This window comes from Streptomyces sp. B21-105 (genome assembly GCF_036898465.1).
Taxonomy (GTDB): Bacteria; Actinomycetota; Actinomycetes; order Streptomycetales; family Streptomycetaceae; genus Streptomyces.
Window position 1 is genome coordinate 9,063,630 of record NZ_JARUMJ010000001.1, and the last position, 13,449, is coordinate 9,077,078.

Annotated in this window: 15 protein-coding genes and 1 pseudogene; 4 read left to right on the forward strand and 12 right to left on the reverse strand. The window is 70.5% G+C overall.

Annotated features, from left to right (window positions below; translation table 11 throughout):
• Positions 1 to 322: 322 nt before the first annotated feature.
• Complete coding sequence (locus tag QA802_RS40590) at positions 323 to 661, forward strand: hypothetical protein (RefSeq protein WP_334533992.1); 339 nt, start codon at positions 323 to 325, stop codon at positions 659 to 661.
• 124 nt (positions 662 to 785) lie between these two features.
• Here the strand turns inward: QA802_RS40590 and QA802_RS40595 are convergent, their stop codons facing one another.
• From QA802_RS40595 to QA802_RS40605, 3 genes are all read right to left on the reverse strand, one after another.
• Positions 786 to 962, reverse strand: a complete 177-nt coding sequence (locus QA802_RS40595; protein ID WP_334533997.1) for a hypothetical protein — start codon at positions 960 to 962, stop codon at positions 786 to 788.
• A gap of 318 nt (positions 963 to 1,280) precedes the next feature.
• Entirely contained in the window at positions 1,281 to 1,844 is a 564-nt protein-coding gene (locus QA802_RS40600) for an ATP-binding protein (RefSeq protein ID WP_443042247.1), read from the reverse strand.
• A gap of 566 nt (positions 1,845 to 2,410) precedes the next feature.
• A complete protein-coding gene (locus QA802_RS40605) occupies positions 2,411 to 2,779 on the reverse strand; it encodes an STAS domain-containing protein (protein ID WP_334534003.1) in 369 nt (122 codons plus the stop codon).
• A gap of 169 nt (positions 2,780 to 2,948) precedes the next feature.
• Here QA802_RS40605 and QA802_RS40610 point away from each other — a divergent pair, with 169 nt between their 5' ends.
• The 3 genes and pseudogenes from QA802_RS40610 (at position 2,949) to QA802_RS40620 (ending at position 5,414) form a co-directional block, all read left to right on the forward strand.
• Positions 2,949 to 3,425 (forward strand): ATP-binding protein, encoded by a 477-nt coding sequence (locus QA802_RS40610; protein ID WP_334534005.1) that lies wholly within the window; start codon positions 2,949 to 2,951, stop codon positions 3,423 to 3,425.
• Between the two features lie 791 nt (positions 3,426 to 4,216).
• Positions 4,217 to 4,548, forward strand: a pseudogene (locus QA802_RS40615) (helix-turn-helix domain-containing protein).
• A 368-nt stretch (positions 4,549 to 4,916) separates the two neighbouring features.
• Complete coding sequence (locus QA802_RS40620) at positions 4,917 to 5,414, forward strand: hypothetical protein (protein ID WP_334534008.1); 498 nt, start codon at positions 4,917 to 4,919, stop codon at positions 5,412 to 5,414.
• Here the strand turns inward: QA802_RS40620 and QA802_RS40625 are convergent.
• From QA802_RS40625 to QA802_RS40665, 9 genes are all read right to left on the reverse strand, one after another.
• Positions 5,411 to 6,130 (reverse strand): FadR/GntR family transcriptional regulator, encoded by a 720-nt coding sequence (locus tag QA802_RS40625; protein WP_334534011.1) that lies wholly within the window; start codon positions 6,128 to 6,130, stop codon positions 5,411 to 5,413. The genes QA802_RS40620 and QA802_RS40625 overlap by 4 nt on opposite strands.
• Positions 6,121 to 7,134, reverse strand: coding sequence for an aldo/keto reductase (locus tag QA802_RS40630; protein ID WP_334535192.1), 1,014 nt, complete (start codon positions 7,132 to 7,134; stop codon positions 6,121 to 6,123). Before QA802_RS40630 ends, QA802_RS40625 begins: the two co-directional genes overlap by 10 nt.
• A 62-nt stretch (positions 7,135 to 7,196) precedes the next feature.
• Positions 7,197 to 8,291, reverse strand: a complete 1,095-nt coding sequence (locus tag QA802_RS40635; protein WP_334534014.1) for a PfkB family carbohydrate kinase — start codon at positions 8,289 to 8,291, stop codon at positions 7,197 to 7,199.
• Positions 8,288 to 8,920 (reverse strand): bifunctional 4-hydroxy-2-oxoglutarate aldolase/2-dehydro-3-deoxy-phosphogluconate aldolase, encoded by a 633-nt coding sequence (locus QA802_RS40640; protein ID WP_334534017.1) that lies wholly within the window; start codon positions 8,918 to 8,920, stop codon positions 8,288 to 8,290. The genes QA802_RS40635 and QA802_RS40640 overlap by 4 nt, the downstream gene beginning before the upstream one ends.
• Positions 8,917 to 9,678, reverse strand: a complete 762-nt coding sequence (locus tag QA802_RS40645; protein WP_334534020.1) for an SDR family oxidoreductase — start codon at positions 9,676 to 9,678, stop codon at positions 8,917 to 8,919. Before QA802_RS40645 ends, QA802_RS40640 begins: the two co-directional genes overlap by 4 nt.
• Positions 9,675 to 10,718 (reverse strand): zinc-dependent alcohol dehydrogenase, encoded by a 1,044-nt coding sequence (locus QA802_RS40650; protein ID WP_334534022.1) that lies wholly within the window; start codon positions 10,716 to 10,718, stop codon positions 9,675 to 9,677. The genes QA802_RS40645 and QA802_RS40650 overlap by 4 nt, the downstream gene beginning before the upstream one ends.
• Positions 10,715 to 11,152 carry an RbsD/FucU domain-containing protein gene (locus tag QA802_RS40655; protein WP_334534026.1) on the reverse strand — a complete coding sequence of 146 codons (438 nt, stop codon included), beginning with the start codon at positions 11,150 to 11,152 and terminating at the stop codon, positions 10,715 to 10,717. The genes QA802_RS40650 and QA802_RS40655 overlap by 4 nt, the downstream gene beginning before the upstream one ends.
• Complete coding sequence (locus QA802_RS40660) at positions 11,143 to 12,045, reverse strand: amidohydrolase family protein (protein ID WP_334534029.1); 903 nt, start codon at positions 12,043 to 12,045, stop codon at positions 11,143 to 11,145. Before QA802_RS40660 ends, QA802_RS40655 begins: the two co-directional genes overlap by 10 nt.
• On the reverse strand, positions 12,038 to 13,363 hold the full coding sequence (locus QA802_RS40665; RefSeq protein WP_334534032.1) for an L-fuconate dehydratase: 1,326 nt from the start codon (positions 13,361 to 13,363) through the stop codon (positions 12,038 to 12,040). Before QA802_RS40665 ends, QA802_RS40660 begins: the two co-directional genes overlap by 8 nt.
• Between the last annotated feature and the right edge of the window lie 86 nt (positions 13,364 to 13,449).

The following is a 13,449-nucleotide window of genomic DNA, read 5'->3' on the forward strand; positions in this document are numbered from 1 at the left end:
TGAACAATCCGGGTTCGGTCTCGGTGGGGATGCGGCGGGCGACGAGGCGCTTGAGCTTGGAGTGGGTGCCTTCGACGTTCTTCGGCAGTAGCCCGAGTTCAAGGGCTTCACACAGGCCGCGGGTTGGCAGGACGGTCTCTCGTCTACGACGATCGCCAGGTGGCGGAAGGTGCCCGGGCAGGGCCGGTCGGATTTGCCCGGGGAGTGGTCACCGTCGAGATCGTCGGCCAGGGCGGTGGCGGTCGCGGGGGTGAGAAGGTCGTGGTCGAGTTCCGTGTAAAAGATCGTCAATTTGTTCTGCCCCTGTGGAACGATCACCGGCATGGAGATCGTTAGGTATGTGTTCCTTGTCTTCCACCTCTTCGGGTTCGCAGCGATCATGGGTGGCCTGTTCTTCCAGTTGCGCGGGAAGGACCCGGTGACCGGCAGTTACATGGTCAGCAGCACGGTCGTCCAACTGGTCACGGGCGCGGGACTCATCTGGACCCGCATATCCCTGGACCTGCCGGTGGACACCGCAAAGATGTGGGTGAAGCTGGGCTTGGACGTCCTGATTGCGGCGACAGCGGTGACGGGCATGCGCAACAAGCAACCGTGGGCCTTCTACGGCGTGGGGACGTTCACGGCCGCCGCAGCCGTAGTGGCCGTCGCCTGGACGTAGTTCCCCAGCGGGCTCGGTTGCGCATTCGGAGCACGAACACGCCCCAGAGGGCGGGTAGGTGACGTGCTGCCCTTTTTCGGGTCGGCAGCTGGGGCTGCCGGGCTGGTGGTGGCCTCTCGGGCGGCTATGGCCGCGGCTGGGTGAACAATCCCTGCTCGGGCTCGAGGAGGATTCCGCGGTCGACCAGTCGCTTGAGCTTCAGCCGGACGTTGTTGACGTTGCTGGGCGTGATCTCCAGGTCCATTGCCTCGCAGACCGCTCGCGCCCGCAGCGGGGTGTGGGTCGCGGCAAACACCGCCATGATCTGCTGGTAGGCCGGGTGGTCCGGCAGCGTCGCGGCCGGCGGCGTCGGTGGAGACGGCGGAGATGGGTCGGGCAGTGCCAGCAGGGTCTTGCGGGTGATGCGGACCTCCTCGGCGACCTGGTCGAACTTCGCCAGCTGTGCGGTGAGTTTCCGCGATGCGTCCCCGCGTGGCCTCGGCCTGCGCGGCGATCTCGCGTTCTTGTTCCTCCAGGTGCGCCAGCACCGCTCCCAAGGTCAGCTCGCTGCTGCTCATGCGCCGCGCCAGGTGGGGGAGGGCGGGATGGGCGGCGCGGACGCCCGGGGATCGGGGCGCGCTCAGCCGGTTGCGCGTCGGCCGGGCCGCCGCGCCCGTGCCGCAGCATCAGGGCACTGAGGTGCAGCACCGGATGTGGAGAAGCAGCCCGGTAACCGGGCCGGTAACATCAGGCGGCCTGCGGGGTGCCCGCCGGGATCGTCGGCCAGCACGATCGCGGCTTTGAGGCGCTTGCCCACCGGCTCGCGGCGGATCTCGAAGCTGCGGCACACGGCCATCACGATCTCCAGGCCGTGCTTGCCGATCCGGTTCGGATCGGCTTCCCGGGGTACCGGCAGGGCAGGATTGCTGTCCCAAACGCTGATCTCCACGGCCCTGTCGTTGACCTCCAGATCCAGCAGGCACGGGCCGGGCGCGTACTTGTGCGCGTTGGTCACCAGCTCGCTGACGACCAGCTCCGCCAGGCCCATCGCACGCTCCGACACCGGGATCCCGTGAACGGCCTGTACCTCGGTCATGAAACGGCGGGCCGCATCCCGGGCCTCACCGATCCGCTCCCCACCCTCCAGGGAGACTGCGGACCGTAGGGGACGGCCGACCAGCGACTGATCCTCGTCTTCGTGCACCACTGGCCCCATGCCGCCGCCTTGTCCTGAGCAACCCCGTTAAGGGCGTTCACCTACCCCAGAAACTTGACCCCACGCAAACCCTCGCATCACGGTTGCACAAGTCACTGAGTGCGGCGGCGACGTCAGGCGGGGGAGAGGTCGGAGCTGGCGTGGCACCAGCGTGCGGGGTGGCCCCACCGGCCGGAGGCATCGCGGGCGACGCCGACTGCCACCACTCGGGTTCCACCAGAAGTGACGTTCAGCGTCTCCCGGCTGCCGGCGGAGAACGACCGGACCGTCCATGGATGACCCGCGCCGCTCCGGGCGAGTGGCCCGGCGACCGATGAGCTGGCCGGCCGGGTGAGGGTGGTGGTGCGGCCGGTGTGCCGCAGGAGGCCATCGTCGCCGAGTAGACCGGTGGGAGCGGCCAGGGAGCCAACCGCGCCCACGGCCGCCTCGTTCGCCTCGCAGACCTTGTACTTCCGCCACCCGCGCACCGGAGCCGCTGGGCCAGGCTCTGGACCCGGCGGCGCAGCGACGCAAGCCTCATACAGAGGCCATGGACCGGGCCCGATGAGGGGCAGTCAGGCGTTCAACGCCTGCTCCACGGTGAGGTGGCATGGAATGACGGTGTCGACGCCGACCATCTGCAGCACACGCAGGACGGACTCCTGAGCGCCGGCGATGCGCAGCCACCCTTGCGCCTGGCTCACTCTCAGGTGGGCGGTGATGAAGACGTTGATCCCGCTGGAGTCCATGAAGGTCACACCGCTGAGATCCGCCACGATCCGCAGGGGCGGCGTCATACCGTCCCCCAAGGCCAGCGCCTGGCCGAGAGCGTCCTTGACGTTGCGGTCGATCTCGCCGTGCACGGTCACAATGAGGACGCCGTCGACCACTGCGGGCCTGACGGAGAACCGGCCCGGCCGGTCTTCCTTCTGGATGCTGCTCACCGTCTCCTCGACTGCGCCTAGGCAGGCCCGGGCAGGGCGTGCGCGGATGATTCTGCCCCACCGCCACGGCGGAATGCACCCTGGTGCCTGCCGAACAACGTGCCTCTGCCATGTATGCAAGGAGAGTGGGTACTCGCGCACTCGTGTACGGGGAATGAGGGCGAGGCCAGTGGGATCCCATGCCGACGGTGACGGCTGTAAGGCCGCGAACGGATACCTGATGCGCGCCGGCTACGCCCTGAGCGGGTACGACGGCTCCATCGCCGAAGCCCGCCACCACGCCGTCGCCTTCCTCGACAAGGCCCGGACCGACCATCACCTGCCCGTGCCCGCTCGCGCGAGGGACCTCACCCAACTGGTGGTCAGCGAGCTGGTCACCAACGCCCTCAAGTACGCTCCCGGCCCGGTCCTGCTGGAACTGGGCATCAACGCCCGCGCCGTGGACGTTGTCGTGTGGGACAGCGACCCGACCGTGCCCGCTGCCCGGGCCGCCGATCCCGACCGGATCGGCCAGCACGGCCTGGAGATCGTCAAGGCCGTCACCGAAGCCCTGTTCACCGAGCAGGAGCCGGTCGGCAAGCACGTCACGGCCCGCATCGCCCTGTCCGACGGCCTCGGTGGACACGGCACCAGTCGCCACCCCTAGTAGCCGACAGCGCGCCCCCTCGGCCCGTCGCCCTACTGAGGCCGATTACCTCCCCGTCGGACACGCAGAAAATCTGTGTTGGCTGGAGTAGACATTGGGCAGTGGTGTGGTTATGGTTTCTCTCGTAGGCCAGAGAGACAGAGGGCCTGGCAGACACGAACTGCCTGGCAGTAGTCCGTAGTTGCAGTGCGCAGGACGGTGCGGTGGTGGAGTTCCGGAGCCAGGGTTGTTGCAGGACGGTGACGGGACTGACAACCGGACCGGGTGGCCCGCAGTGATCAGGGGCCGCCGTGAGCAGTACGCAGTGGCAGTTGTGTAGGTGCAGTTCGCAGTACCCAGCAGTGAAGTCAGTGAGTGGTACCTCGGTGAAGGCGTCGGCTGCGGGCGCGCGCACCGGGAGGTTCGGCAGTGGGGTTCCAAGCCAGAGCAGATGCAGGAAAGGCGAACCGGGGCTGGCTGCCGAAGAGTGGCGCTGTGACAGGCCACTGAGCAGGTCGCATCACCAGCAGTACCAGCAATGAGGGAATGAACGGAGGAATTGGGCGCCATCAGGATCGCCCGGGCGGAAGTCTTGAGTCCGGGTACCGCAGGACATCGATAGTGAGGTGGTCTCCGGTCGAGCAACCGCGATCCCAGCATCCCCGACAGTGTTTCGGTCGGGTGTGCGGTGACAGAAGGCCGGCACAGAAGTAGGGCCGGCAGATGGTGAAGCAGTTCCTTCGGGCCCTGGCGCCGCACGGCGCCAGGGCCCTCGACGCGTTCGCCCTCCACCCGTTTTACAGAGAGGTCAGATGACAGCAGACGACACCTTCAGCCGACTCGACGACGACGATTACCCCGCCTACACCATGGGCCGGGCGGCCGACATGCCTGGCACCACCCAGAGCTTCCTGCGCGCCATCGGTGAACACCGGCTGATCACCCGCTGCGCTCCGAGGGCGGACACCGACGCTACTCCCGCTACCAGCTGGGCATTGCCGCCCGCGCCCGGGAACTCGTCGATCAGGGAACCCCCATCGAGGCCGCGTGCCGCATCATCGTCCTCGAGGACCAGCTCGAGGAAGCCCAGCGCCTCCACGCCGAACACCGCCGTAGCTCAGCCCTGCACACAGCCGCCACCTGATACGCGGTCCGCGCTGCCGCGCCCGGCCGCCATTTCAAGAATATGAGCGCATGATCGCCGAAGACAGTGAGCCGCCGTCCCGCGGACGGGAGCCCCGGCCCGGCCCGGGCAACCCGCCCGACACCCTGCGCATCCCGGCGAGGATGCGTATCCCGTCGCTACCGGCCGGCTGACTGCCGCTACCGGCCTGGAAGGCGGGGTGGAGCGGGCGGCGGCTGCGCTGAAGCCGAGGATGCGCGGCTGGCTGCACCCCCGGACTGAAGCACATACGCCTCGGCTGCACCGCTGAGACCACCGAGTCTCTGATCAACGGCGGAAAGTGCGACTACCCGAACGCCAAGTCCCAACTGGACGCCGCCCTGCAGGCCATGGCCCAGCACAAGGGCAAGGTCGCCTACGTCACCCTCAGCGTGGGCGCCAACGACATCCTCCTCAACTGCGCCAGCCCGGCCGGCACCCTCGACGGGGCGTGCCTGAACAGCGCGAGCCAGACCATGGCGAAGAATCTCGCCCGGATCTCGGGCGCGCTGCGCAACGCGGGCGCGAAGGACACCCAGTTCGTGGGCTCGACGTACCACAACCCGTTCCTGGGGGCCTGGTTGCTGGGCGCAGAGGGGCAGCAGGCCGCCAAGGAGTCGGCACCCCTGGTCAAGGCCGCCAACGCGGGGATCACCCAGGTGTACAAGTCCACCGGCTTCAAGGTGGCGGACGTCGCTGGGGCCTTCTCCTCGGACGACTTCACCACCCAGGTGAACGTACCCGGCGCGGGCGAGGTGCCGGCGAACATGGCCAAGATCTCCTTATCTTCCGTCCGTGCCGTAGGGCGGGACGGAAGATTGCAGACGGCGTCTGGCCTTGATCTTTAACTCTTCGATCCGAGGTGGTCGTGAGCCTCGCCGGAGCGCAGGTGTTCTGTGAGCCACTGTTCGGTGTTGCTCACGTGGAGCAGTGCGGCGGCCTGGCTGAGGGAGGCGTCGCGGGTGGACAGGGCGTTGAAGATCGCCTCGTGTTCGGCGAGGGTGCGGCCCGGGACCTGGGTGTCGACCAGGCCGCGCCAGATGCGGGCGCGCAGGGTGCGGCCGGAGATGCCCTCCAGGAGGGTGAGCAGGGTCTCGTTGCCGGTGGCGGAGACGACCGCGTGGTGGAAGGCGACGTCATGTGCGGTGAGCTGCCCGGGCTCGTCGCGGGACTCGCGCATGGCGTCGAGGTGGTGCTTGATCTTGGCAAGCTGAGCGTCGCTGATCCGGGTGGCGGCCAGGGCGGTGGCGACCGGTTCGAGGAGTCGTCGTACCTCCATGAGGTCCTGCAGGGCGGCGGAGTCGCTCTGCAGGAGTTCCACAGCACCGCCCAAACCTTCCAGGAGCAGGCTCGGCTGCAGGCTGGTCACGTACGTGCCGTCACCCCGCCGGACCTCCAGAACCCGCGCGACGGCCAGGGCCTTGACCGCCTCGCGGGCCAGGTTGCGGGACAGACCCAGCTGGGCCGCCAGGTCCGGCTCGGGCGGCAGTTTCGAGCCCGCAGGCAGCGCACCCGATCGGATCATCTCGCGGATCTGCGCTATGGCCTTGTCCGTCAGAGACACTGCGAACTCCTGCCGGGATCTTTCGCCGTGGGCACGTCCGGCCTGATCAGCCCCTGGGCGCGGAGATCGTCCCAGAGGCCGTCGGGGATGTGCCGGCGGTGGAGTTCCGCGTTCCGTACTACCTGTTCCGGGTTCCGCATACCGAGGGTGACGTTGATGATATTGGGATGCGTGAGAGGGAAGGCGATCGCGGCGGTCGGCAGGCTCGTGCCGTGCGCGGCACAGACCTCGGCGATCGCCAGAGCGCGGGTGACCAGATCGGCCGGGGCGTCCTGGTAGTCGTACTTCATGCCCTCGGCGGGGCGGTCGCGGGAGAGCAGTCCTGAGTTGAACACCCCCACGGCCACCACGCTCTTGCCGAGTGCTTGCGCGGCGGGCAGGACGTCGTCGACGGCGGACTGGTCGAGGAGGGTGTAGCGCCCCGCGAGCATCACCACGTCGGCTGCGGTCTCACGCAGGAAGCGGGCGAGCATGGCCGACTGGTTCATGCCGGCGCCGATCGCGCCGATCATCCCCTGATCGCGTAGTTCCGCCAGTGCGGGCATGGCCTCCTCGGCGGCCTGCCTCCAGTGGTCGTCGGGGTCGTGCAGGTAGACGACGTCCAGGCGGTCCAGGCCGGTGCGTTCCAAGGTCGCCTCGATGGAGCGGAGCACTCCGTCACGGCTGAAGTCCCACTGTCTGCGCAGGTCGTCGCGGACGACGAAGCCCGCGTCGTCGATGCCGCGCGGCTGTTCGTTGGGGACGAGCAGGCGGCCGACCTTGGAGGAGACGACGTACGCGTCGCGTGGACGGTCCCGCAGGGCGGCTCCCAGGCGTCGCTCGGAGAGGCCGAGCCCGTAGTGCGGCGCCGTGTCGAAGTACCGGACACCGGCCTCCCAGGCCGCCTCGATCGCGGCCTGCGCGTCGTGTGGAGGGGTGACACGGTAGAGATTGCCGATCACGGAGGCCCCGAAGCCGAGTTCCGTGAGGTCGACGGAGGTGTTCGTGATCTTGCGGTGTCCCATGGTCCGAGGTGTCACCTGTGCTCCTCTGGTGTTCCGGTTCGGTACGGCGTCCGAGGGGCCGGTCATCGTCTGACGGCGGCCGAGCCGCCTGCCATGAGCGCCTCGACCTCGGCGAGTGAGGCCATGGAGACGTCACCGGGCGTGGTCATGGCCAGTGCGCCGTGGGCGGTGCCGTAGGCCAGAGCGCGGTGCAGGCCGGCGGTATCGAGGTTCGCCGCGGGCCTGGCGCGAGCCGTCGAGCCGCCCTCCTGGTCGCCGCCGGTCAGAACTGCGTAGATCAGTCCGGCCGCGAACGCGTCGCCGGAGCCGATGCGGTCCAGGACGTGCAGGCCGGGCATGTCGGGGCCACGCACGCAGCCGGTCCGGGCCGACCAGGCGGCCGAGGACCAGTCGTTCACCCCGGCCGAGGGCACCGCGCGCACGGTCGTCGCCAGCACCTCGGCTTGGGGCAGGCGTCCCGCGACCTCTGCGAGCGCGTCCTGCACCTCGTCCGCCTCGACCCGCAGCGCCCCTGGGTACGGTCCGGCCAGGCCCAGGGCGCCCACGACGATGTCGGCGTGGCGGGCGAGCCTCAGGTCGACCTCGCGGGCGGCGTCGGCGCCGCCCCGGCCGGCCCAGAGGCTGGGGCGGTAGTTGGGGTCGTAGGAGACCGTCACACCGTGCCGCCGCGCGGCCGCCATGGCCTCCTCCGCGACGTCCACGGTGGTGTCCGACAGACCGGCGAAGACGCCGCCGGTGTGGAACCAGCGCGGACCCGAGGAGAAGACCGCGTCCCAGTCGACGTCCCCCTTGCGCAGCTGCGAGACGGCCGTGCCCTCGCGGTCGCTGACGCCCAGTGCGCCCCGGATGCCGAAGCCGCGCTCGACGAAGTTCAGGCCGTTGCGCACGCCGCGGCCGATGCCGTCCGCGGGCGCCCAGCGGATCATGGAGGTGGCGACACCGCCCTGGAGGATCAGGTCCTCGACCAGCCGACCCACCTGGTTGTCGGCGAGGGCGGTCACCACGGCCGTACGCAGGCCGAAGCAGCGACGCAGCCCGCGTACGACGTTGTACTCGCCGCCGCCTTCCCAGACCTGGAAGGTGCGAGCGGTGCGGATCCTGCCCTCTCCCGGGTCGAAGCGGAGCATCACCTCGCCGAGGGCCACCACGTCGGTCACGTCGCGCTCCCGTGCACGGCCTCGGCGGTCAGCCGGCGGATCTCCCCGTACTCGCCCCGCTCCAGATGGGCAGCGGTGGCCATCCAGCTGCCGCCGACGGCGAGGACCGCCGGGGCGGCGAGGTAGGCAGGCAGGCGGGCAGCGTCGATGCCGCCCGTCGGCACGAACCGCACCTGGGGGAAGGGTGCCGCGAGGGCGCGCAGCACCGGGATGCCGCCCAGCGGTTCGGCCGGGAAGAGCTTGACGGTGTCGAGGCCGGCCCGCAGGGCGCGCATCAGCTCGGTGGCGGAGGCGATGCCAGGCACCACGGGCACTCCCAGCTCGCGGCATGTGGCGACGACCGCCTCGTCAAAGCCGGGGGAGACGACGAAACGGGCCCCGGCCGCCACGGCACGGGCCACCTGCTCGGGCGTGAGGACCGTACCGGCGCCGACGGTCAGCCCGCCGTGGGCGGCCATGGTCTTGAGTACCTGCTCGGCGTCGGGGGTGCGGAAGGTGACCTCGGCGCACCGGGCACCGCCCGCCGCGAGCGCGTCGGCCAGCGGGCCGGCGGCCGCGGCGGAGGGCACGGTCAGCACCGGCATGACGCGGGCGCCGTCCAGCAGACAGGCCAGGTCGGTGTTACTCATCGGCCGAGCCATCCGCCGTCGACGGGCAGAACGGTGCCGTGGACGTAGGCGGCGGCGTCCGAGGCGAGGAACACCGTGGCGCCCGCGAGATCGTCGGCACTGCCCCAGCGTGCGGCCGGGATACGGTCCAGGATCGCCTTGCTGCGGACGGGGTCGTCCTGCAGGGCCTGGGTGTTGTCGGTGGCGATGTAGCCGGGCGCGATGGCGTTGACGTTGACGCCGTGCGGCGCCCACTCGTTGGCCAGGGCCTTGGTCAGGCCGGCGACGCCGTGCTTGGCGGCGGTGTAGCCGGGGACGGTGATGCCGCCCTGGTAGCTGAGCAGCGAAGCAGTGAAGATGACCTTTCCCTGGCCGCGGGCCACCATCGCCCCGCCGACGGCTCGGGTCAGCGCGAACTGCGCGGTGAGGTTGACCTGGAGCACCAACTCCCAGTCTGCGTCGGGGTGTTCGGCGGCCGGGGCGCGGCGGATCGTGCCTGCGTTGTTGACCAGGATGTCCACCGTCCGCTCGCGCCCGGCCAGGTCCGCCCCCAGGGCCCGTACGGCCTCGGGGTCGGCGAAGTCGGTGCGGATCGCCTCGAACGTGCGCCCCGCGGCGAGGACGTCCTTCTCCACCGCGCTGCCGGTCTCCTCCAGGTTGGCGCTGACCCCGATGATGTCCGCGCCGGCGCCAGCGAGGGCACGGGCCATGGCCCGGCCGATGCCGCGGCGGGCACCGGTGACGACGGCAAGCCTGCCGGTCAGGTCGAAGGCGTTCACTGGATGGCTCCCTGGGCGTCGTCGGTGCAGTCCACGAGGATCTTCATCACGTCGCCGCCGCCCTCCAGGGCCTCAAAGGCCGCGGGCGCCTCGGTGAGCGGCACGACCTTGCTGATCAGCCGCTCGGCCGGAATGGTGCCGTCGGCCACCAGGGTCACGGCCCGCTCGAAGTCGGCACGGTCGTACAAGCGGGCGCCTACGAGCGTGAGTTCACGCCAGAAGAAGCGGTGGAGGTTCACCTCGCGCGGGCGGGCGTGGATGGCTACCAGGCACAACCGGCCGCGCACGCCGAGAACCTCGACGGCGGTGTCCACTCCGCCTTGCGCGCCGGAGACTTCGAAGGCGACGTCCGCGCCGGCGTCGCCGGTCCACTGCCGGACCAGCTCGGGCATGTCGTCGGCGCCCGGGTCCCAGGTGGCCAGCCCCAGCTCCTCGGCGAGCCGCCGCCGGTGAGGGCTCAGCTCGACCACCCGGACGTCGGCTCCGGCTGCCCGGGCGACCAGGGCGATGAGGATGCCGACGGGGCCGCCGCCGACCACGACGGCTTTCTCGCCGTCGCAGACCTGGGCCCGGCCGACGTCGTGCACCGCGACCGCGGTGGGCTCCACGAGGGCGGCGTGGTCCAGGGGGAGGGAGCCGGGCAGCCGTACGAGGGTCGTGGCGGGCACGGCCCAGCGCTGCTGCATCGCGCCGGGGGAATCGATGCCGATGAAGTCCAGGTGCTGGCAGATGTGCCGGTGCCCCGCCTGGCAGGCCGGGCAGGTGTCGTCCCAGCTAAGCGGCATCACGGTGACCGCGTCCCCCGGCGACCAGCCCTCCACTCCTGCACCCACCCGCACGATCCGGCCGGACATCTCGTGCCCGAGGACGGCGGGCACGACGACCCGGGCGTCCATGTCGCCGTGGAAGATGTGCAGGTCGGTGCCGCAGATACCGACATAGGCGGGGGCGATCTCCACCTGGCCGGGTCCGGGGGGCGCGCTCTCGGCGGGCGCGGTGTCCAGGGTGCGGGCGGCGAGGTAGCGGACTGCGAGTGTCATCGTGTTCTCAGGGTCCCTTCAGCGCGGACGCCGATGGTGAGCAGCAGGTTGGCGTAGGTGCGGATGTCGGCGGTGACGACGGCGAGGGCCAGGTCGGGTGAGCGGGCGGCGTCGTAGAACTCGAAGCGGCCGAGCGCCTCGACGGGGACGGGCGCCAGCATCGAGCGGTACTCGGCGATGGCCGGCGGCTCCGGCTCGCCCTCGGGCGGCACCATCACGTGCGCCGACTCGACGGGCAGAGCCCGCAGCAGGACGTCGAGCACGGTGGTGCCGTCCAGCAGACCCGGCGCCAGGTTGAGATGGACGGTCCTGGTTCGCGGGCCGGTGGCCGTACTCGCCGGGTAGTGGCCGTCGGCGAGCAGGACCCGGGCTCCGTGCCCGGCTCCCGCCAGGGCTTCGAGGATGCCCGGGTGCAGGAGTTCGGTCAGCAGCATGGAGTGCCCTCCTTCCTTCGAGCGGGGTCGAGGCGGTAGAACGTGGTGGCGGTACCGGCGAGGACCGCCTCGGTCTCGGCGGCGGAGCAGCCGGCCAGGAGTTCCTCGACGGTGGCGGCCCACCGATTCCAGCCGCCGGCGAGGACGCAGACCGGCCAGTCCGAGCCGAACATCAGCCGGTCGGGGCCGAAGGCCGCCAGCAGGACCTCCCACACCGGCCGGATGTCGTCGACGGTCCACTTCTCGTGGTCGGCCTCGGTGGCCAGGCCCGACACCTTGCACCGCACCTGGGGATGCGCGGCCAGCCGCCGCACGCCCCGCTCCCAGTCGTCCAGGTCCTGCCGGGCGATGGGCGGTTTTCCGGCGTGGTCGAGAACCAGGGGAAGGCCGGGGAGGCGTTCGGCCAGGCGGATCGCCTGGGGGAACTGGTGGCTGCGGATGAGCAGGTCGTACCCGAGGCCCCGTTCGCCCACCGCCCGCAGTCCCCGCTCCACCGAAGGCTGTTGCAGCCAGGCGGCATCGGACTCCCCCTGGACGAGGTGACGTACGGCCCGCAGGTGGGCACCGCCGGGTCCGGCGCGCAGTGCGTCGAGTACGTCGCCGATCGCCGGGGACGTGAGATCCGCCCAGCCGACGACCGCGCCGATGAGCGGGTCACTGTCGGCGAGGGTGAGGAACTCGCGTGTCTCGTCGACCGACGTCACGCACTGGACGAGCACCGTGCACCCCAGCCGCCGGCCTGCCACGGTCGCGGTCGCGGCCGTGCCCAGGTCGTCGGTGCCGAAGGTGCGGCGGATGGGCTCGTGTGCGGGCTCGTCCAGCCAGGCCTGCGGCCGGATGTCCAGGTCCCACACGTGGTGGTGGGCGTCGACGAGGGTCTGGGCGTCAGACACGGGAGGTCCAGACGGGGCCGTCGGGGTACGTGTACTCCTTGAGGGACTCGGGGTGAATCTGCGCGCTCAGCCCGGGCAGGGTCGGCGCGAGGTAGTGGCCGTCTGCGATGCGTACGGGGTCGACGAAGTGCTCGTGCAGGTGGTCGACGTACTCGATGACGCGGTCCTCGGTCGTGCCGGAGACGGCGACGTAGTCGAACATCGACAGGTGCTGGACCATCTCGCACAGGCCCACGCCGCCGGCGTGGGGGCAGACCGGCACGCCGAACTTCGCGGCGAGCAGCAGGATGGCGATGTTCTCGTTGACGCCGCCGACCCGCGCGGAGTCGATCTGCACGATGTCCACCGCGCCGGCCTGCAGGAGCTGCTTGAAGACGACCCGGTTGGCGATGTGCTCGCCGGTGGCCACCTTGATGGGGCTGACGCCCCTGCGGACGGCGGCGTGGCCGAGGACGTCGTCGGGGGAGGTGGGCTCCTCGATCCAGTACGGGTCGTACGGCGCCAGGGCGCGCATCCAGTCGATCGCCGGGGTGACATCCCATCTCTGGTTGGCGTCGACGGCGATGCGGATGTCCGGGCCGACCGCTTCGCGGGCGGCGCGCATCCGCCGTACGTCGTCCTCCAGGTCCGCGCCGACCTTCAGCTTGATCTGGGTGAAGCCGTCGGCGACGGCCTCTCGGGCCAGGCGGGCCAGCTTCTCGTCGGAGTAGCCGAGCCAGCCGGGGGTGGTGGTGTAGGCGGGGTACCCATGGTCGAGGAGGCGGCCGATGCGCTGTGCGCGGCCGGGCTCGGCACGCTTGAGGATCTCCAGTGCCTCATCGGGGGTCAGGGCGTCGCTGAGCCAGCGGAAGTCGACCTGGGCGACCAGGTCCTCGGGCGACATCTCGCCGAGGAACTGCCAGACGGGCTTGCCCGCGCGCTTGGCGGCGAGGTCCCAGGCGGCGTTGACGACCGCTCCGGTGGCCATGTGGATGGCACCCTTCTCCGGGCCCAGCCAGCGCAGTTGGGGATCGTGCACGAGCGATCGGGAGAAGGCCCCGAGGTCGCCGCAGACCTCCTCGACGAACAGGCCCACCACGTGCGGGGCGAGGGCCGCGATGGCGGCTGCCTGCACGTCGTTGCCGCGGCCGGTGGTGAAGGCGAGCGCGTGGCCCTCCAGTCCGTCGCCGGCGTCGGTGCGCAGGACCACGTAGGCGGCGGAGTAGTCGGGTTCGGGGTTCATCGCGTCCGAGCCGTCGAGGTGTTCGGAGGTGGGGAACCGCACGTCCAGGACGTCCAGGGCGGTGATGCGGGCGGATGAGGGCACGGTGGAGGACATGGCGGCAACTCCTGTGAGGGGCAAGGCGGAATCGGTCCCCTTGCAACGAGACGTGAACGCGGCGGGATCGGGCGGCCGGTGGGGCC